Annotated in this window: 13 protein-coding genes and 1 pseudogene; 11 read left to right on the plus strand and 3 right to left on the minus strand. The window is 58.8% G+C overall.

The window, feature by feature from the left end; translation table 11 throughout:
• Positions 1–20 precede the first annotated feature (20 nt).
• Complete coding sequence (gene pgm / locus AC07T0_RS16395) at positions 21–1,667, plus strand: phosphoglucomutase (alpha-D-glucose-1,6-bisphosphate-dependent) (RefSeq protein WP_495002183.1); 1,647 nt, start codon at positions 21–23, stop codon at positions 1,665–1,667.
• Positions 1,668–1,827: 160 nt separating this feature from the next.
• On the opposite strand, the gene AC07T0_RS16400 is transcribed toward pgm, so the two are convergent.
• Positions 1,828–2,526, minus strand: a complete 699-nt coding sequence (locus AC07T0_RS16400; RefSeq protein WP_495002184.1) for a pirin family protein — start codon at positions 2,524–2,526, stop codon at positions 1,828–1,830.
• A 271-nt stretch (positions 2,527–2,797) separates the two neighbouring features.
• Between AC07T0_RS16400 and AC07T0_RS16405 the strand changes: the two genes are divergently transcribed.
• Positions 2,798–5,263 carry a UvrD-helicase domain-containing protein gene (locus tag AC07T0_RS16405; protein WP_495002185.1) on the plus strand — a complete coding sequence of 822 codons (2,466 nt, stop codon included), beginning with the start codon at positions 2,798–2,800 and terminating at the stop codon, positions 5,261–5,263.
• Positions 5,264–5,409: 146 nt separating this feature from the next.
• Here AC07T0_RS16405 and AC07T0_RS16410 read toward each other — a convergent pair whose 3' ends face one another.
• Complete coding sequence (locus AC07T0_RS16410) at positions 5,410–5,700, minus strand: DUF1652 domain-containing protein (RefSeq protein WP_495002186.1); 291 nt, start codon at positions 5,698–5,700, stop codon at positions 5,410–5,412.
• Positions 5,701–5,873: 173 nt separating this feature from the next.
• Between AC07T0_RS16410 and AC07T0_RS16415 the strand changes: the two genes are divergently transcribed.
• The 6 genes and pseudogenes from AC07T0_RS16415 to AC07T0_RS16440 all read left to right on the plus strand — a co-directional run bounded on the left by AC07T0_RS16415 (position 5,874) and on the right by AC07T0_RS16440 (position 11,625).
• Complete coding sequence (locus AC07T0_RS16415; RefSeq protein ID WP_495002187.1) at positions 5,874–6,689, plus strand: AraC family transcriptional regulator; 816 nt, start codon at positions 5,874–5,876, stop codon at positions 6,687–6,689.
• Between the two features lie 49 nt (positions 6,690–6,738).
• Positions 6,739–8,145 (plus strand): NAD(P)/FAD-dependent oxidoreductase, encoded by a 1,407-nt coding sequence (locus tag AC07T0_RS16420; protein WP_495002188.1) that lies wholly within the window; start codon positions 6,739–6,741, stop codon positions 8,143–8,145.
• 43 nt (positions 8,146–8,188) lie between these two features.
• Positions 8,189–8,530 (plus strand): cupin domain-containing protein, encoded by a 342-nt coding sequence (locus AC07T0_RS16425; protein WP_495002189.1) that lies wholly within the window; start codon positions 8,189–8,191, stop codon positions 8,528–8,530.
• Between the two features lie 50 nt (positions 8,531–8,580).
• Positions 8,581–9,660 carry a polyamine ABC transporter substrate-binding protein gene (locus AC07T0_RS16430; protein ID WP_495002190.1) on the plus strand — a complete coding sequence of 360 codons (1,080 nt, stop codon included), beginning with the start codon at positions 8,581–8,583 and terminating at the stop codon, positions 9,658–9,660.
• Between the two features lie 354 nt (positions 9,661–10,014).
• A pseudogene (locus tag AC07T0_RS16435) lies at positions 10,015–10,767 on the plus strand (MCP four helix bundle domain-containing protein); the annotation flags it as partial.
• Positions 10,762–11,625: a methyl-accepting chemotaxis protein gene (locus AC07T0_RS16440; protein ID WP_495002235.1), complete on the plus strand. Its 864-nt coding sequence runs from the start codon at positions 10,762–10,764 to the stop codon at positions 11,623–11,625. The pseudogene AC07T0_RS16435 and the gene AC07T0_RS16440, both read left to right, overlap by 6 nt.
• A 213-nt stretch (positions 11,626–11,838) precedes the next feature.
• Here the strand turns inward: AC07T0_RS16440 and AC07T0_RS16445 are convergent, their stop codons facing one another.
• Complete coding sequence (locus tag AC07T0_RS16445) at positions 11,839–13,182, minus strand: OprD family porin (protein WP_495002191.1); 1,344 nt, start codon at positions 13,180–13,182, stop codon at positions 11,839–11,841.
• A 605-nt stretch (positions 13,183–13,787) separates the two neighbouring features.
• Here AC07T0_RS16445 and AC07T0_RS16450 point away from each other — a divergent pair.
• The 3 genes from AC07T0_RS16450 (at position 13,788) to AC07T0_RS16460 (ending at position 18,727) form a co-directional block, all read left to right on the plus strand.
• Positions 13,788–15,137, plus strand: coding sequence for a 2-hydroxycarboxylate transporter family protein (locus tag AC07T0_RS16450; protein WP_495002192.1), 1,350 nt, complete (start codon positions 13,788–13,790; stop codon positions 15,135–15,137).
• A gap of 483 nt (positions 15,138–15,620) precedes the next feature.
• Entirely contained in the window at positions 15,621–16,820 is a 1,200-nt protein-coding gene (locus AC07T0_RS16455; protein WP_495002193.1) for a YncE family protein, read from the plus strand.
• A gap of 281 nt (positions 16,821–17,101) precedes the next feature.
• Positions 17,102–18,727: a methyl-accepting chemotaxis protein gene (locus tag AC07T0_RS16460; protein WP_495002194.1), complete on the plus strand. Its 1,626-nt coding sequence runs from the start codon at positions 17,102–17,104 to the stop codon at positions 18,725–18,727.
• Positions 18,728–18,732 lie beyond the last annotated feature (5 nt).

Below are 18,732 nucleotides of genomic sequence, written 5' to 3' on the forward strand. Positions count from 1 at the left end.
TCCATCTCCAGAGGTTTTGCATGACACTCAGTCCTTTTGCGGGCAAGCCGGCACCGGCACAGTTGCTGGTTGATATTCCGCGACTGGTATCGGCCTATTACACCGGCCAGCCCGATGCGACGATCTCCACCCAACGCGTGGCCTTCGGCACCTCCGGGCATCGCGGCAATTCGTTCGAGCTGAGTTTCAACGAGTGGCATGTCCTGGCCATCAGCCAGGCCATCTGCCTGTATCGCCAGGCCCAGGGGATCGATGGTCCGCTGTTTGTCGGCATCGACACCCACGCCCTGTCCACGCCGGCCGGCGCCAGTGCGTTGGAAGTATTCGCTGCCAATGGCGTAGAGAGCATGATCGCCGCCGGCGACGAGTACACGCCGACACCGGCGGTGTCCCACGCGATCATCTGCTACAACCGCGGCCGCACCGCGGGCCTGGCGGACGGTGTGGTCATCACCCCGTCCCACAACCCGCCGGAAAGCGGCGGCTTCAAGTACAACCCGCCGAATGGCGGCCCGGCCGACACCCATGTCACCAAGTGGATCGAGGCCAAGGCCAACGAACTGCTGGGCAACCGCCTGGCCGGCGTGAAGCGCGTGAGCTACGAGCAGGCGCTCAAGGCCAGCACCACCCATCGCTACGATTACCTCAATACCTACGTGGCCGACCTGATCAATGTCATCGACCTCGACGCCATCCGCGCCTCCGACCTGCGCCTGGGTGTGGATCCGCTGGGCGGGGCCGGGGTGCGTTACTGGACGGCGATTGCCGAGCACTATCGACTGAACCTGGAAGTGGTCAACCGCGAAGTCGACCCGACCTTCCGCTTCATGTGCGTGGACTGGGACGGCAAGATTCGCATGGACCCGTCCTCCAGCCATGCGATGCAGGGCCTGATCGGCTTGAAAGAACGTTTCGACGTGGCCTTTGCCTGCGACCCGGACCATGACCGTCACGGCATTGTCACCCCCTCCGGCGGCCTGTTGGCGCCGAACAACTACCTGGCCGTGTCCATCGACTACCTGTTCCAGAACCGTCCGCAGTGGCGTAGCGACGCGGCAGTGGGCAAGACTGTGGTCAGCAGCGGCCTGATCGATCGGGTCGCGGCCCGCCTGGGCCGGCGCCTGTACGAAGTGCCGGTGGGCTTCAAGTGGTTCGCCGACGGCCTGTTCGACGGCTCCCTCGGCTTTGGTGGCGAGGAGAGCGCCGGGGCCTCGTTCCTGCGCAAGGATGGCAGCGTCTGGACCACCGACAAGGACGGTTTGATTCCGGCCCTGTTGGCGGCGGAAATGACCTCGCGCACCGGCCGCGATCCGAGCCAGATCTATCGTGGCCTGACCGATGAACTGGGTGAGCCGTTCTCGGTGCGGGTCGATGCCAAGGCCACGCCGGCGCAGAAGGCCCTGCTGAGCAAGCTGGCACCGGAACAGGTGACCTCCACGCAACTGGCTGGCGAGGCGATTCAGCGCATCCTCAGCCATGCACCGGGCAACGACCAGGCGATCGGCGGGTTGAAGGTGATGACCGAGAACGGCTGGTTCGCCGCGCGTCCTTCGGGCACCGAGGACATCTACAAGATCTACGCCGAGAGCTTTATCGGTGACGATCACCTCAAGCGCCTGGTGGAAGAAGCACAGGTGCTGGTGGATGGAGCGATTTCGCCGAACTGAACAGGGTTTCTGTAGGAGCCGGCTTGCCGGCGATTGCGATGTGACATTCACCACCGTCATCGCTGGCAAGCCAGCGCCTACAGTTGATTGCGTTTGCAGCGTAAAAAAGGGGTGAACGACGATTGTCGTTCACCCCTTTTTTACTTTGCCGATCAGCGAATCAGGCCAAATCCACCAGGATGATTTCGCTGTCCTGCACGGCCGTCACCCGCAGCACCTGCTCATCCGCCACCGCGACCCCGTCGCGCGCTTCGGCCCGCAGGCCATTGACCTCGATCACCCCCGTGGCCGGTACCAGGTAGGCGCGCCGACCGCTGTCCAGACGATACTCGGCGCTTTCCCCGGCTTTCAGGTTGGCCGCCACCAGGCGGGCATCGGCGCGAATCCGCAGGCTCTGGTCGTCGCCGGCCTTGCCGCTGGCCAGGGTGACGAAGCCTTCGCCACGTTCGCCCTTGGGAAACGGCTTGGCGCCCCAGGACGGTGCCGAGCCGGCCTCGTTGGGAATGACCCAGATCTGGAAGATCTTGGTCGGCGTCGCTTCCAGGTTGTACTCGCTATGGGCGATCCCGGTCCCGGCGCTCATGACCTGGACATCACCGGCTTCGGTGCGGCCCTTGTTGCCGAGGTTGTCCTCGTGGCTGATGGCGCCTTCACGGACGTAGGTGATGATTTCCATGTCCCGGTGCGGGTGCTTTGGAAAGCCGGTGCCGGGCGCGATCACATCGTCGTTCCAGACCCGCAGGTTGCCCCAGTTCATGCGCTGCGGGTCATGGTATTCGGCGAACGAAAAGTGGTGGTGCGCATCCAGCCAGCCGTGATGAGCGCCGCCCAGGGTCTTGAAGGGTCGAAGTTGCAGCATGAGTCTTCTCCTGTTCAGGTTCGTCACGGGCCGGCAGGAGCCGGGGCAGGACGGTAACCGATGGTTGATGGCAACGATCATCTATCAAAGTGATATCGATAAAAAGCGTAAAAAATGCCTTAAAGCAATCGGTTTATTCGATGTTTATAGTTCTCCCTGGACTTTCAGTTCGTCGCCTAAATGGCTGATCGGCAAGCAATTGACTAGAACTCAGGACGCAATGGAGCGACCATAGGCCTTTCGCCCAGACCGTCGCCTACCTGGAGTCAGCGTGCCATCACCGACACCCGAACCGCCTGCCGAACTTTCCTCCCTGGCTCAATTGCCCCTGTTCAAGCGCCTGCTGGCCAGATTGCTGGGCGGCGGACTGAGTCGCCTGCGGGCCCAACACGTAGCGTCCTGGTTGCAGGGGCAGGCCGATGGCTTTCGTAGTGGTCATGGCGCGGGCGTCGAGTACGGTTATGACGAAGGGCGGCGCGACGGCCTGGAGGAGGGGCGCCAGGTCCTGCTGATTCGCGATACGCGGCCGCTGGAGCATCGCGCCCCGGGGGTCGACGATAACCTGTTCGACGACTGGCGCCTGCCGCTGACGGCCGAATTGAAGAAGCGGATCAAGGCCGATGTGGCCCGGCTCCTGCCTGCGCACGCGCAGCCCAGTGCCGCGCAATGGAAAATGATCTTCAGCGATACACCCTCGACGGCGGTGATTGCCGGCGCCGGTGCTGGCAAGTCGACTTCGCTGGTCCTGCGCATCCTGCTACTGACCCACTACCTGGGCTTCGAGCTGGATGCGATGACCGTGGTGACCTTTACCCGTGAGTCGCGCAAGGACTTCATGACCAAGCTGGTGGAAGTCATGGGCCTCTGGGGACATAGGCTCAGCCCCCGGGATGCCCGTGAAGTGGTACGCACCTTTCACTCGCGGATTCTACCCATGGTCCGCAGCCTGCCGGGCTTCGGCCAGTTGCAAGCGTTCGAGAACCTCAGCGAACGCGACCTGTTTACCGATGAGGGTGCCGACAGCAACCCGTTCGACCTGCGGATCAACGACGCCCAGCGCCAGCAGTTGAACGCCTGCTATCAGCGTTTGCACACGGATCATCCACGCTTTCGCGAAGTGCTGGTGCCGCTCTACAAACAAGCCTTGCAACTGCGCGAGCTGGATCAGGACCACCCGGATGTGCGCAAGCGCATGGCGGTCACCGAGCTGGCGTCCAAGCGCGACGAGGAACTGTGCGATACCCTGGAGGACCTGTGGTTTCGCGCGGGGGCCTGGCCGATCGCCGGGATTGAACCGGACCGCCAGGTCATCGAGATCAACGGTTCGGCGTTCCATTGCCACGGTTACATCGCTGAGCTGGAGGCGTGGGTGGTGCTCGGCTTCGATCCTCGGGAGAGTCCGCAGATCAGCCGTCCCGGGTCCAAGCTGACAGTGCGCGCCGAATGGGCGGTAAAGCGCACCTTGTTTCAAGCTTTCTGTCGTAAACCATTGATATGGTTGGAAAGCTATGAGTCAGCCAAGTGTGTTCTTTCATCCCAGGCCGGGGATGCCACGGCCGGCCCTGGCTTCGATTACAAGGTCAAGGGTGAGCTGGCGTCGGCGCCACTGCTCGACTGTTTTGTGATGGCCGCCGGCTTTATCGAGAACCTGGGCCTGGATGTACCCGCCGCTGTGGCGCGAATGAGTTTCGCCCAGGACGATCCGGACCGTTTCTTCTTCGAAGCCCTGAGCCTGTTCTGGAAGGCCCTGGAAACCCATCTGTTGGCCCAGTCGCCACCGATCATGACCTATAACCGCATGTTCTCGCTGTTCGGCGAAAACACCCCGGAAAACCAGACGCTGCTCAGCGACGAGCTGTTGCGACCGTTGTCGCACCTGATGATCGACGAGTTCCAGGACGTTTCGCCGCAGATCGTCTCCTGGCTACGGGCCAGCCTGCGGGAAATCCGTCGGCGCGGTCCGGCGCTGCAGGTGGGTCGGGCGGCCCGGCATTCGTCACTGTTGTGCGTGGGCGATGACTGGCAATCGATTTATGGCTGGCGCGGCAGTTCACCCAAGTACTTCATGGAGTTCACTAAACAGTTCCCGTCGCCAGGGACGACCCGGGTCATGCTCAGCGATAATTATCGCAGCCACCAGCACATTATCGATGCCGCCGAGCATATCGTCCGCGCGGCACCGGCGATTGCCGGGAAAAAGGCCAGGGCCGGCGGGGAGCCGAAGGCGCTGTGGCCGGTCAATGTGCTGGATCGTGACGATGCCGGTCTGGCCAAGCGCTTGGAGGAACACTATCGGCGCGGTGAAAGTATCTTGATGTTATTTCGAAAAAGTAGCGATAAGTTACTGATTAATGAGCATATTTCATCTGTAGTTAATGTTGATTCTAGTTTGCCTGTCGAGCAGCGCCGGCTCAAGCAATTGACCTATCACAGCGCCAAGGGGTTGCAGGCCGATGTGGTGTTCCTGCTGGGCGACTGCCTGCACCTGACCCGTTCACCCTACAAGAATCAAGTCTATCGCATGGCCGGGCTGGGCGACGATGGCGATGCGGAGGCCTACGACAACGCGCAGAAGGACGAAATCCTGCGGTTGGCCTACGTCGGTATTACCCGGGCGGTGAAGCACTGTTACTGGTATCTGGATGGGCAGGATGGCCAGGCCGCGAACGGGCCGAAGGCCTCGGATCGGATTGCGCCGGACAAGGCGTTTTTCGCTGATTTGCGGGTCAAGCCCTGAAGGTTGCGCGGCGGTAGGTGGAATATTGAAACTGTGGGAGCGGAGCTTGCCCGCGAAGACGTCTGTAAGAACGCTAAAAGCTTCGCGGGCAAGCTCCGCTCCCACAAGGTTGGATGTCGCTCTTGACTGCCTGGCAAGCCTTCGAGTCAGTTGACGGCCCGCAGACTCATGGGTGGCACGAAGGATTCAAGCTCATCCTCAACCGCCTCGATGATTCGCTCGACATCGGCGGCATTCATCACTGTGGCACAAGGAATACCGGCGATGGCGATCAGCGTCTCGCCACTGGCCCGGTCGAACAACCGGGCGATCATGCTGCCCGGTGCGTCCATGCTGGCTTCGAAGCCCATGGGATGAAAATGCCAGCGCATCAGTTGGCAAGCGTTGGGGAAGGTCACCTTGCTGAAGACTTTATTCATGTCGCCCACCTGTTTCATTGAGCGCTTCCTTTTGCTCGCGGGTAGGAACGGCTGGACCTCATGGTCCGGCCACCAATAGGAGGCTTAAAAATAGCATCCGTTCAGCGGACGCAGGAGAGTTTTTTCAAGCCGTTCGGCGATTGTTTTCGTGTAACTTGATCTGTGTCTATAGATCTTGATTCGAGTGCGCCATGTCCGATGACGATGACGGCCCGCAGCAGACCCGGGCGACCGGTGAAACCGTTCTGCGTTACCACCTGTGCTGGAAACACCGCGACCTCGACGGGGTGATGGCGCTTTATCACCCCGAGATCCAGTACCACGACTTCTTCCAGAACCGTGTCCTGGGCCTCGCGGAACTGCGTGAATACGTGCGCCTGAGCATGCCGCGCGAATCGGACGAGGCCCTGGAGCACAGCGATCGCATCCGCCTGGACGGCAACACCGCCTTTATCCAGTACCAGACCACCCTGCGTGGCGGCCAGGGCCTGGTGTCGTTTCGTTCCAGCGAGGCAATCACCGTGCGTGACGGCCTGATCTGGCGCGTCAATGAGTACGCCTCCCTGGTGCGGGAGCAGGTCACCCGCGAAACCACCGGCGGTCTGCGCGCGGCGGCCAGTCGCCTGGGGTTGTCGCCGCGGCAACTGAGCTTTATGGCCGCCGACCTGCAACAGTATTTCCAGCGCCAGCAAGCCTACCTGGACCCCGACCTGGACCTGCAGCGGGTGGCCAAGGAATGCGGTTACAGCCGTAATCAGATTTCCTATCTGCTCAATCAGGTGCTCGGCCAGAGTTTCTACCGCTACGTCAACCAGGCGCGCTTGCAGCACCTGCTGACGGCGCTGGACAAGGCCGCGCCACCGGTCCGTATCGACGAACTGGCGTTCGCCGCCGGGTTCAATTCCCTGTCGGCCTTCTACAAGTGCTTTCGCGAGCACACCGGCCTGTCGCCCAAGGCTTATGCCCGGCAAATTTCTCTGCGGGCACGCGCGCAAGACAGCCTCTGAGTGCTGGCACTAGGATCGCAGCCATCTGTTACGGGTTGTGGAGTCTGGAATGCCGGCATGGCGCAATATCAGTTTATGGATGGATCAGCTCGATGAGCCGCTGACGCCCCGTGCGTCCCTGGAGCAGGACCTGGATGTCGACGTGGCCATTGTCGGCGCCGGTTACACCGGGCTCTGGACCGCGTATTACCTCAAGCGCCAATCCCCGGCATTGAACGTGGTGATCGTCGAGGCACAGACCGCCGGTTTCGGCGCTTCGGGGCGCAACGGCGGCTGGGTGATGGGCAATCTGCTGGGCGAAGAGCGCCTGCTGGCCGGGCTGTCGCCCGAACAGCGGCGGGCCTCCTTCGACTTGTTGCATGGCATTCCCGACGAGGTGAAGCGGGTTATCGATCGCGAGGGCATCGACTGCGACTACCGCAAAGGGGGCGTGCTGTACTGCGCCGCGCGTTACCCCGAGCAGGAACATAGTCTGCGGGCCTACCTGGACAAACTCTACCAACAAGGTCTCAACGAGAGCGACTACTGCTGGCTGAACCCCGAGCAATTGGCCCGGCAGATTCGCCTCGCCCGACCCTACGGGGGCATTCATGCCCCCCATGTCGCCACCATCCAGCCGGCGAAACTGGTGCGCGGCTTGGCGCGGGCCGTCGAGCGCCTGGGGGTGCGGATCTTCGAAAACAGCCCGGTGACCGACTGGCGTTCAGGTGGCTTGCGCACCGCCCAGGCACAGATCCGCAGTCGCTGGGTGGTTCCGGCCGTGGAAGGCTACTCGGTGACGTTGCCGCCCCTGGGCCGCTATCAACTGCCGGTACAAAGCCTGCTGGTGGCTACCGAACCTTTGTCCGAGGCGACCTGGGACGAAATCGGCCTCAGCCAGGGCCAGGCTTTCAGCGAGAGCAGCCGCCAGGTCACCTACGGCCAGCGCTCGGCGGACAATCGGCTGATCTTCGGTGCCCGCGGTGGCTATCGCTTTGCCGGTCGGCTCCGGCACGACTTCGACCTCACCGACAGCGAAATCGAATTGCGTCGCTACCTGTTCGGCGAACTGTTCCCGCAACTGAAGAAGGTCCGCATCAGCCATTCCTGGGGCGGCAACCTGGGCATGTCGCGACGCTTCCAGCCGCACATGCTCTGCGACCGCGCCAATGGCCTCGCCCTGGCCGGCGGTTACGGCGGCGAGGGCGTGGGTGCCAGCCAACTGGGCGGGCAAACCCTGGCCGACCTGATCCTCGAACAGGACAGCGAGCGGGTCCGGCAACCCTGGGTGATCCGCGAGGGCGGTCTCCAGGCGCTGAAGGCCTGGGAGCCGGAACCCTGCCGCTGGCTGGGTTACAACGCGATCATCCGCAGCTTTGTCCATGAGGACCAGACCCTCGCCAACCCCAACACAGCGCCCTGGCGGCGCAAGCTGGCGAGCGGCGTGGCCGGGTTCATGGAAGGTTTCATGCAGTAACCGGCGCCTGGGCGCCGGCTCATCCACCCGTGGGATCAAGCCTATGAGCATTACACAATTCAAGCACACCGCGACTGCCGTCCTCGAGGTTTCCAACCCGGTGGCGGTGCCCCTCGGCGAGCCGGTTTCAGTGGCCTCGGTCACCTGCGTCGAGCGCGACGATGGCGTCGAAACCGGGGTCTGGGAATGCACCCCCGGTCGCTGGCGGCGGCAGATCGTCGCCCAGGAGTTCTGTCACTTTATCCAGGGGCGCTGCACCTTCACCCCGGACCACGGCGAGCCCTTACAAATAGAAGCCGGCGATGCACTGATGTTGCCGGCCAACAGCTGCGGAATCTGGGATATCCAGGAAACCGTGCGCAAGACCTATGTGCTGATTTTCTGATCCTCTGATCGCCCGAACCTGCCAACAAAAACTCACACAGGAATCGACTCATGATCCGCATGTCCCTTGCTCTCTTGATGCTGGTCGCGTCCCTCGGCCAGGCGGCCGAGACCGTCAAGATCTTTAACTGGTCGGAGTATATCGGCCCGGATACCACGAAGAACTTCCAGGCGGATACCGGGATCGGCTTCAGCTATGACGTCTATGACAGCAACGAAACCCTGGATGGCAAGTTGATGACCGGCAAGTCCGGCTACGATGTGGTGTTTCCGTCCAACCACTTCATGGCCCGGCAGATCGAGGGCGGTGCGCTGAAAAAACTCGACAAGCGCCAACTGCCAAACTGGAAGAACCTCAACCCGGCGTTGCTCAAGGCGCTTGAGGTCAACGATCCTGGCAATGAGCATGGTTTCCCGTACCTGTGGGGCAGCACGGGCATCGGCTACAACATCGACAAGGTCAAGGCAGCCCTTGGCGACAACGCGCCGCTGGACTCCTGGGATTTGATCTTCAAGCCCGAGAATATGCAGAAGCTGCAGAAGTGTGGGGTGGCGATACTCGACAATGGCCCGGAGTTGCTACCGGCGGCCTTGAATTACTTGCACCTGCCGCATCACAGCAAGAATCCGGCGGACTATAAAAAAGCCGAAGCCTTGCTGATGAAAGTACGTCCTTATGTGGCTTACTTCCATTCTTCCAAGTACGTCAGTGACCTGGCCAACGGCGATATCTGCGTTGCAGTCGGTTTCTCCGGCGATATCCTGCAAGCCGAGAGTCGGGCCAAGGAAGCGAAGAACGGTATTAATATCGGTTACTCGATTCCCAAGGAAGGCGCCGCCATCTGGTTCGACATGGTGGCCATGCCGGCCGATGCCCCGGATGAAAAGGCCGGCTATGCCTTTATGAACTACCTGCTGCGCCCGGAGGTGATGGCCAGCATCAGTAACTATGTGAAGTATGCCAACGGCAATGCGGCGGCCGATGCCCTGGTGGACCCGGTGCTAAAGGCCGATACCAAGGTTTACCCGAGCCCGGAAATGATGGGCAAGCTGTTTGCCCTGGAAGCGATGCCGCTGAATATCGACCGGGTTCGTACACGGCTGTGGAGCAAGATCAAGACGGGCGAATGATTCGCTACAATTCCGTGATCCGCTTGTGGGAGTCCAATGCTCCCACACGTTGTTTTTGCGGCCACTTTGTACATGTATGTACAGATAGTGGCGCATGGCTACTATCATAAAGTATGAATGACATTGCGTGTATCAATAGCGAAGCACTTATTCGCAGGCTATTCATAAACTAAAATATTTTTCATTTCCCCCTGAATAAAATCCCGGCTCGTGCCGATAATCAGTTCAAGCCCACCGTCGATAAGAAGAGTGGCGCCAGCACTGTCGGTATGGCCTTTTGCTATCCGGCACGTCTCCGGCATGGAAGCTAATAGTCCTCACGTCTATAGAGAGCAGCCCATGTCCCTCCGAAATATGAATATCGCCCCTCGCGCCTTTCTCGGTTTTGCATTTATTGCATTACTGGTGATTGTGCTGGGGGTCTTTTCCCAGACCCGCATGACAGTGATTCGTCAGGCGTCCATCGACATGGAAACCAATCAACTGCCCAGCGTGGGGTATCTGGGCAATGCGCTCGAAGATGTCCTGCGTATGCGTATTCTGTCCTTTCGCGTGCTGGTCAACCGAGAGCCCGCCGCCTTGCAGGACTCCGAAACACGTATCGCGGCGCTGGTGGACAAAGTTCGCAAGGACGTGAAGAGTTACGCCGATCTGCCTGCGGATGGGGAGGAGTTGGCCAAGTACAAGGAGTTCGCCGCGACGCTCGATACCTATCTCCGGGACCAGGGCCAGATGCTGCTGCTGTCACGCCAGGACAAGGTCGAGGAGATGCGTAACCTGATCAACAACCAGATCAAGGCCGGTACGGACCTGATGGGCGTGCAGCTCAACCAGTTGGTGGAGATCAACAAGGCCGGGGCCGTGGCCGCGTCGGCGCTGGCCGGCGAGCAATACAGCAATGCCAGTTTCGGCATTATCCTGGTCTCGGTGCTGGCGGCGCTGATGACCGTGCTCTTGGCCTGGTTGTTGACCCGCAGCATCGTCGTGCCACTGAACAAGGCGGTCGAGGCGGCTGAAACCATTGCCGGCGGTAACCTGACCAAAGCCATTGTCATCGAGGGCAAGGATGAGCCGGCGCGTTTGCTCGGCGCGTTGTTGGCAATGCAAGGCAATCTGCGCAAGACCATCGAGCAAATCTCTGGTTCGGCCACCCAGTTGGCATCGGCGGCCGAAGAGCTCAGCGCGGTGACCGAAGAGGCCTCCCGTGGGCTGCAGCAACAGAACAACGAGATCGAGCAGGCGGCCACGGCGGTCAACGAAATGACCAGCGCAGTCGAAGAAGTGGCGCGCAATGCGGTGTCGACCTCCGAAGCTTCGCAACAGTCCAACCAGGCGGCACGGGAAGGGCGCGACCGGGTGGTGGAAACGGTGGGCGCGATCCAGGCCATGACCCAGGACGTACAAAACACTTCGGTATTGATCGAAGGCCTGGCGACCCAGGGCCGCGACATCGGCCAGGTGTTGGACGTGATCCGTGCCATTGCCGAACAGACCAACCTGCTGGCACTCAACGCCGCCATCGAAGCCGCGCGGGCCGGTGAGGCCGGGCGTGGTTTTGCGGTGGTGGCCGATGAAGTCCGGGCGCTGGCCCATCGCACCCAGCAGTCAACCAAGGAAATCGAGCAGATGGTTGCCGGGATCCAGAATGGCACCGGCCAGGCCGTGCAATCGATGCAGCAGAGCAACCAGCGGACCCAGAGCACCCTGGAGATGGCCCGTGCCGCCGGTGTGGCGCTGGAGCAGATCACTCAATCCATCAACCTGATCAACGAACGCAACCTGGTGATCGCCAGCGCCTCGGAAGAGCAGGCCCAGGTGTCCCGTGAAGTCGACCGCAACCTGGTGAACATCCGCGACCTGGCGTCCCAGTCGGCCTCCGGTGCCAACCAGACCAGCGCCGCCAGTCATGAACTGTCGCGTCTGGCGGTGGATTTGAATTCGATGGTCGCCAGATTCGTGATCTGATTGTTGATCGGGTGTGTCGGTGCTGTAGGCACGAGCAATTGAATGCCGCTCCTACACGCCGTTTAGATAATCGTCCGAATCACCACCACAGTGAACCGAACAGCGCCAGTCACGGCGCTACACGCCATGCCTGGCGCACAATAAAAAAGGCCCATCACCAGGATGGGCCGTTCTTTAACCGGGTGTCACATCATCCAACAGATAATCAGGTGATTACAGGAAGTTGATTGGGTAGTCGGTGATCAGGCGGAAGTCGTTGACGTTGCCTTCACTCTCGGCAGCATTGGCACGGTGCCAAGCCTGGCGTGCACGGATGGACAGGTTTTTCAGAGGACCAGACTGTACAACGTACTTGGCTTCCAGGTTGGTTTCGAAGTGATGACCGTCTGAGCCATAGCCGTTTTGGGCAGCATATACAGCGTTCATATGGGTACCGTCGATACCTTCGCCATGGGCATAACGAAGCATGAAGCTCAGGCCTGGGATGCCGTACTCGGCCATTTTGATGTCATAACGAGCCTGGAGGGATCTTTCACCCGGGGCGTTGAAGTCGGAGTACTCAATCGAGTTGCTCAGGAAGATCGACTCGGTACCGCGGTTTTTGTCACCCGCACCGATGTAGTCGAATGGCTCGTTGCCGTTGATCTTCTGGAACGCCAGAGTAACGGTGTGTGCCTTCAGGAACGAATAGGCTGCTGCCAGCGAGTAGGCGGTGTTGGAGATCTTGCCTGCTTTCGCCGCACCGGTGTCGGTGGTGCGATAGAGGTTGAAGTCGAAGTTCAGAGACTGATCGGTCGCCAACGGAAGGGTGTAGTTCGCGTTGGTGTAGTACTGATTCCACGTGTCTTGGGCCTTGGCACCGTAGAGCGATACGCTCAGGTTCTCATTGAGACCGTACTTGCCGCCCACGTAATCAATGCTTCTGATCGGAGTAACGCCGTATTGGCTAAAGAGGTTGCCTTGCAGTGTGGTGTTGTCCTCGCTGCTGCTGGCGTAGAAGTGACCGGCGTCCAGATCGAGGTCTTTGACCTCGCTGCTTTGCAGCTGGAAGCCACGGGCAGTCTGTTGGAACTGACGGGGGGTGCCGAAGGCGAATACTGGCGCCGTGTTTGGGGTGAAGTCACCGAACTTCAGCTCGGTTTTGGAGATGCGAACGGCAATGTCGGCACCGGCTTTGCCGTAGCTGTTGTCGTTTCCAGTATTGCTGCTATTGCGGGGTAGATTGAGCGAGCCACCCTCATCGTCACGACCATAGAGTTTGTAAGCCGCATCACCAAAGCCTTCAACTTTGACACCGACAGTCCCTTGAGTGTAGCCGGAGCTGAATTTTCCCCGGATGCCTTGGGTCCAGTCGATTGAGTCTTTATTACGTTTGTTAGGTTTTTGATCCTGCCGGGTCCGGTTGAAGTAGAAGTTCTCCAGAACCACGCCAGCCTTGGCTCCTTCAACAAAGCCCGGGGCATCAGCCTGAGAGGTTACAAACGGCTCAGCCATGGCCAATTGGGAACCTACTGCAGAAACAGCCAGGGCGATCATGCTCCACTTCATTACGCGCATCGTCATTTGCTCCGTTTATTTTTAGGAAGAATACTGCCGTCCCACTTGTATTTTTGTCTGGGCGGCTCTTTCTTTTTTTGAGCGTCAGCTTTCTTATTTTTGCGTCGGCGCGAACTTATATCAGGTCGGTATTTGTCGGGCAAACTTCGTTTTCGGTGTGTTGCTGAGTTTTATGGTAATTGAGATCTGTTTGCAAATTACGTGCGGTCTCTAATCTACCGTCGGTCCGTTTTACAAGGGTTCGAACATATAATATGGGGGGCGCTTGTTCAAGGCGCTTTATTGAAAGGTGTCAGAAAGGTTGGTGGTTTAAGGTAATGGGCGCAAGACCAAAATTTGCGATTTCTGCAGAGGTTAATGTTAAGGGGCTTTGTTGAAAGGTTCCAGAAAGGTGGGTGGTATATAGTAATGGATGCGAGACTAAAATCTGCGGTTTCTGCAGGGGTCAATATGATTAAGGGGCTTTATTGAAAGCTGTCAGAAAGGTTGGCGGTATATAGTGATGGGTGCATGACCAAAATCTGCGGTTTCTGCAGAGGTCAATATATTTGGCTGCGTGAAGATCTGACAAAACAATGAAAACAATAAAAGCAGTGGAGAAAAATATGAAAGCGAGTCCGTCCGAGCAGCCGCTGGTGGGCAAGGATGAAGTACCCACTAAATTCTGGCCGTACGGCTGGTGGAAAATCATGGAGATTCGCATCGGTATCATACCGTTGCCGGTGTACCTGCTGCTTCTGGTGTTGCTCGGTGGATTCGCCCTCACCGACAAGGTGCCGACTGACATTTCCGTGTCGATCGCCATTCTGGCGATAGGCGGCTATAGCTGCGCCGAGCTTGGCAAGCGCCTGCCCTTTTTCCGCAATATCGGCGCCGCCGCGATTTTCGCCACGTTCATTCCCTCGTTTCTGGCTTTCCAGCATCTGGTGCCGGATCTGGTTCTCAAGAATGTGACGGAATTTACCAAGTCGTCCAATTTCCTTTATCTGTTCATTGCCTCGATCATTGTCGGCAGTATCTTCAGCATGGATAGAACGGTGCTCATCAAGGGCTTTCTGAAGATATTCGTGCCGCTCGCTGCCGGCACCGTGGCGGCGGCCATCGTCGGCACCCTGGTCGGCACCTTGTTGGGCTTGGGCGCCTTCCACACCTTCTTCTACCTGGTCGTTCCGATCATGGCAGGCGGCGTTGGTGAAGGCGCGATCCCGTTGTCGATCGGTTATGCCGCCATCCAGCATGTGCCTCAGGGTGATGTTTTCGCGCAAGTTCTGCCGCCGGTGATGCTGGGCAGTCTGACGGCTATTCTGCTGTCCGGACTATTGAATGCCTATGGCAAGAAAAATCCGCACCTGACCGGCGAAGGCCGTCTGCAGCCGGGCGAGCACGATGACATGGAGCCGAGCAAAGAAGCCCTGCCGGGGCATATGGATATCTCCCATATCTCCGCGGCCGGCATCACCGCCATCACGTTGTACATGGTCGGGTTGATGGCCTTCAAATTGTTCGGATTTCCGGCACCGGTCGCCATGCTGTTTGTCGCGGTTGTGCTTAAGCTGTCGCGCGCGGTGTCGCCGCAATTGCAGCAAGGTTCGTTCGTCGTCTACAAGTTCTTTTCGACGGCAGTGACTTATCCGTTGCTGTTCGCGATCGGCGCTGTCATGACCCCGTGGGACAAGCTGGTCGCTGCTTTCAATTTGCCCAACCTGATCACGATCGTGGCAACGGTGGTGACCTTGATGGCGACGGGTTTTGTGGTCGGGCGCTGGATGAAAATGTATCCGATCGAGACCGCGATCGTGAACGCTTGCCATAGCGGCCAGGGCGGCACCGGAGACGTGGCGATCTTGACCGCCGCCAACCGCATGCAGATGATGCCGTTTGCGCAAATCGCCACGCGCATCGGCGGCGGTATCATGGTGACATTGGCGCTGATCGCCATCTCTCAGTTGACATAAGACGACAGAGAAAAGCCCCCCTCCAGGTCTGGAGTATTATCCAGTTTCAACAACACTCATGGATATTGCTTAATCCGTACAGCATGAGTGTCGTGTATAGGCAGGGGCGTAGCACCTATAGGGGGGCATGATCATCCAGCATCATGCCCTGGATGAAGTTTTTCAGGCGTGAGACTTCAAGCAGCTGCGCAGGTTTTTTATAGTTGATTGCCCGGAACCCGGGTATTGAATAAACGGGTGTGGAGTCTATTTTTCTGAAGACTTCAGCGTGGCGTGTTTGGGCGAAATAAAGCGTGAATGCTGATGAAAAGGCTATGTCGGATTAATGACTCCGTCAGGCTCGCCATTGATTTGGTGTGACATGTTTTGATCAAGGGTAATTAGGGAATTGTAACTCGGTCAGAATAGCGGGGCTGCAAGTAATAATATTTCCTAAAGGCGCGTAATCTGCACGTGTGAGTACATCTAATATTGACATCGTGTATGCAATTGACCGAAATTAACCAGGCGATCGAAGGTGTTAGACGTCTCGGTTGGCTAGGGGCGGCTTACTGGAAACGAATAAAAAAAATATCCGAAGAACTCTGGAGAAAACACGATATGCAGCGGAAATTGTTGGGTTGTGCAACTGCAATATGGGCCTTGAGCTTAATTGCCACTTCAGTGAGTGCTGCTGATCTGAAACAGATCGGAAAATTGGAAGTTCCAGGCGAACCTCTCAACGGGTTCGACATCACCTACGTTGATCAGGCAACCAACCTTTACTATTTGGCCGATAGATCCAACAAGTCTGTCGACGTGTTCGATGTCACCAGCGGCAAAATGGTCGACCGGCTGCTCGGCGGATTCGTAGGGCAATTGAAGAGCAGTTCTGTATCGGGTCCGAACGGTGTCGTCGTCGCTGGCGGCGATTTGTGGGCCGGCGACGGCGACAGTACTGTGAAGGTCATCGACCTCAAGACGAAAAAAGTCACTGCTACCCTTTCGACCGGCGGAAAGTCCCGGGTTGACGAGATGGCATACGATCCAGACGCCCACGTTGTGATTGTCGGCAACAATGCTGACGAGCCGCCGTTCCTGACGCTGTTCTCGACCGAGGCCGGGCATAAAGTCGTGTCCAAGATTGTTTTTGAGGATGCCACGGACGGAATCGAGCAGCCTATCTACGATGCTGTGACGAAGAAGTTCTATGTTTCGGTTCCCGAGTTGAAGAAGGATAAGGCCAAGGGCGCAGTCGCCGTCATCGACCCGAGCAGCGGCAAGCTCGAGAAACTGATGCCTGTGGATGACTGCCATCCCAATGGGCTGGTGAAAGGACCTGGCGCAAATCTGCTGTTGGGTTGCGACGCTGGGAGCAAGGACGGCGGCCTGAAGCCGGTGCTCGTGGTCATGAAAACCGACGGTTCGGTGGTCAAGGTCATTCCTGGTCTCGGTGCAGCCGACATGGTCGCCTACAATCCGAAAGTCAATCAATATTACAGCGCTTCGCGCAACATGCCGGGTGCCCCGGAACTCGGCGTCATCGACGCGAAATCCAACACCCTCGTCCAGCGCATAAAACTGTCTGGCGGTACCCCGCATTCGGTCGCTGTCAGCGAGAAGAATAACCACGTCTTCGTGCCGCTCGGCGCGAAGGGCGGTGGTTGTGATGGTTGCGTTGCCGTCTTCGAACCAGGTAACTGATTTTTCATCCTGATCGTCCAGCCTTGCGCGTCGCCAATACAGGCGGCGCGCAAGGCTGTCGGTTGTCTGTGTATCCAGAAAAAGCGCTTGATCGGTATCGTCTCGAATGCTGATGCGCAATAGCTTTTACCTTTCCTCCCATTGCCATCCTTGTCATGTACCTGACCTGTATAAATTCCAGCAGGGAATGCAACGAGATGGCCTCACTCGCGCCGGGTCTGCTTACGTTTTCCGGTGTACTCGAGTCGGCGAAGAACATCACGTCTATAAGAGAGCAGTCCATGTCCCTACGAAATATGAAAATCGCTCCTCGCGCCTTTCTCGGTTTCGCATTCATTGCATTACTGGTGATTGTGCTAGGGGTCTTTTCCCAAACTCGCATGACGGTGATTCGTCAAGCGTCCGTTGATATGTATACCCATCAACTGCCCAGCGTGAAATATCTGGACAATGTGGGCGAATACATTCTGCGTATGCGTATTGTGTTCTATCGGATTCTGATCAACCGTGAGCCCGAGTCCTTGCAGAGCGAGTATCCGCGCATCGTTGGTCTGATCGAAAAAGTTCGCAAGGACGAGAAAGCCTACGCAGATTTAACGGCTGATGGGGATGCGCTGGCCAAGTACAAGGCGTTCGCCGCGACGCTCGATACTTATATAGGGGGCCTGAACCAGGCGTTGGAGCTATCGCGCCAGAACAAGGTCGAGGAGTTGGGTAACCTGATGAAAAACCAGCTCAAGACCAATTCGGATGTGATGGAGGAGCAGCTCAAGCTGTTGGTGGAAATCAACATGAAGGGGGCCACGGACGCATCGAACAAAGCTGGCGAGCAATATAACAACGCCAGCCTCGGCATTCTTCTGGTCTCGGCTCTGGCGGCGGCGATGACCGTGCTCTTGGCCTGGTTGTTGACCCGCAGCATCGTCGTGCCGCTGAACAAGGCGGTCGAAGCGGCTGAAACCATTGCCGGCGGTAACCTGACCAAGGCCATTGCCGTTGAAGGCAAGGATGAGCCGGCCCGGTTGCTCGGCGCGTTGTTGGCAATGCAAGGCAATCTGCGCAAGACCATCGAGCAAATCTCTGGTTCGGCCACCCAGTTGGCGTCGGCGGCCGAAGAGCTCAGCGCGGTGACCGAGGAGTCGTCCCGCGGGTTGCAGCAGCAGAACAACGAGATCGAGCAGGCGGCCACGGCGGTCAACGAAATGACCAGCGCAGTCGAAGAAGTGGCGCGCAACGCAGTGTCGACCTCCGAAGCTTCGCAGCATTCCAATCAGGCGGCCCGTGATGGACGCGACCGTGTCGTCCAGACGGTGGAGGCGATCCAGGTCATGACCCAGGACGTGCAAAGCACCTCGGTGCTGATCGAAGGGTTGGCGACCCAGGGCCGCGACATCGGCCAGGTGCTGGATGTGATCCGCGCGATTGCCGAACAGACCAACCTGCTGGCCCTCAACGCCGCCATCGAAGCCGCGCGGGCAGGCGAGGCCGGGCGCGGTTTTGCGGTGGTGGCCGATGAAGTGCGGGCGCTGGCCCATCGCACCCAGCAGTCGACCAAGGAAATCGAGCAGATGGTCGCCGGGATCCAGAATGGCACCGGCCAGGCCGTGCAATCGATGCAGCAGAGCAACCAGCGGACCCAGAGCACCCTGGAGATGGCCCGTGCCGCCGGTGTGGCGCTGGAGCAGATCACTCAATCCATCAACCTGATCAACGAACGCAACCTGGTGATCGCCAGCGCCTCGGAAGAGCAGGCCCAGGTGTCCCGTGAAGTGGACCGCAACCTGGTGAACATCCGCGACCTGGCTTCCCAGTCGGTCGCCGGTGCCAACCAGACCAGCGTCGCCAGTCAGGAACTGTCGCGCCTGGCGGTGGACCTCAATACCATGGTCGCGCGCTTCGTGATCTGAGCCTC

Source organism: Pseudomonas sp. GW821-FHT04D07 (genome assembly GCF_059420225.1).

Excerpts from the sequence above, each read along its gene's own strand:
- AC07T0_RS16410 (WP_495002186.1), bottom strand. The coding sequence starts at position 5,700 with ATGAAACAGGTGGGCGACATGAATAAAGTCTTCAGCAAGGTGACCTTC.
- AC07T0_RS16445 (WP_495002191.1), bottom strand. The coding sequence starts at position 13,182 with ATGCGCGTAATGAAGTGGAGCATGATCGCCCTGGCTGTTTCTGCAGTA.
- AC07T0_RS16455 (WP_495002193.1), top strand. The coding sequence starts at position 15,621 with ATGCAATTGACCGAAATTAACCAGGCGATCGAAGGTGTTAGACGTCTC.
- AC07T0_RS16460 (WP_495002194.1), top strand. The coding sequence starts at position 17,102 with ATGTCCCTACGAAATATGAAAATCGCTCCTCGCGCCTTTCTCGGTTTC.
- AC07T0_RS16425 (WP_495002189.1), top strand. The coding sequence starts at position 8,189 with ATGAGCATTACACAATTCAAGCACACCGCGACTGCCGTCCTCGAGGTT.
- pgm (WP_495002183.1), top strand. The coding sequence starts at position 21 with ATGACACTCAGTCCTTTTGCGGGCAAGCCGGCACCGGCACAGTTGCTG.
- AC07T0_RS16400 (WP_495002184.1), bottom strand. The coding sequence starts at position 2,526 with ATGCTGCAACTTCGACCCTTCAAGACCCTGGGCGGCGCTCATCACGGC.
- AC07T0_RS16440 (WP_495002235.1), top strand. The coding sequence starts at position 10,762 with ATGCAAGGCAATCTGCGCAAGACCATCGAGCAAATCTCTGGTTCGGCC.
- AC07T0_RS16430 (WP_495002190.1), top strand. The coding sequence starts at position 8,581 with ATGATCCGCATGTCCCTTGCTCTCTTGATGCTGGTCGCGTCCCTCGGC.
- AC07T0_RS16415 (WP_495002187.1), top strand. The coding sequence starts at position 5,874 with ATGTCCGATGACGATGACGGCCCGCAGCAGACCCGGGCGACCGGTGAA.
- AC07T0_RS16450 (WP_495002192.1), top strand. The coding sequence starts at position 13,788 with ATGAAAGCGAGTCCGTCCGAGCAGCCGCTGGTGGGCAAGGATGAAGTA.
- AC07T0_RS16420 (WP_495002188.1), top strand. The coding sequence starts at position 6,739 with ATGCCGGCATGGCGCAATATCAGTTTATGGATGGATCAGCTCGATGAG.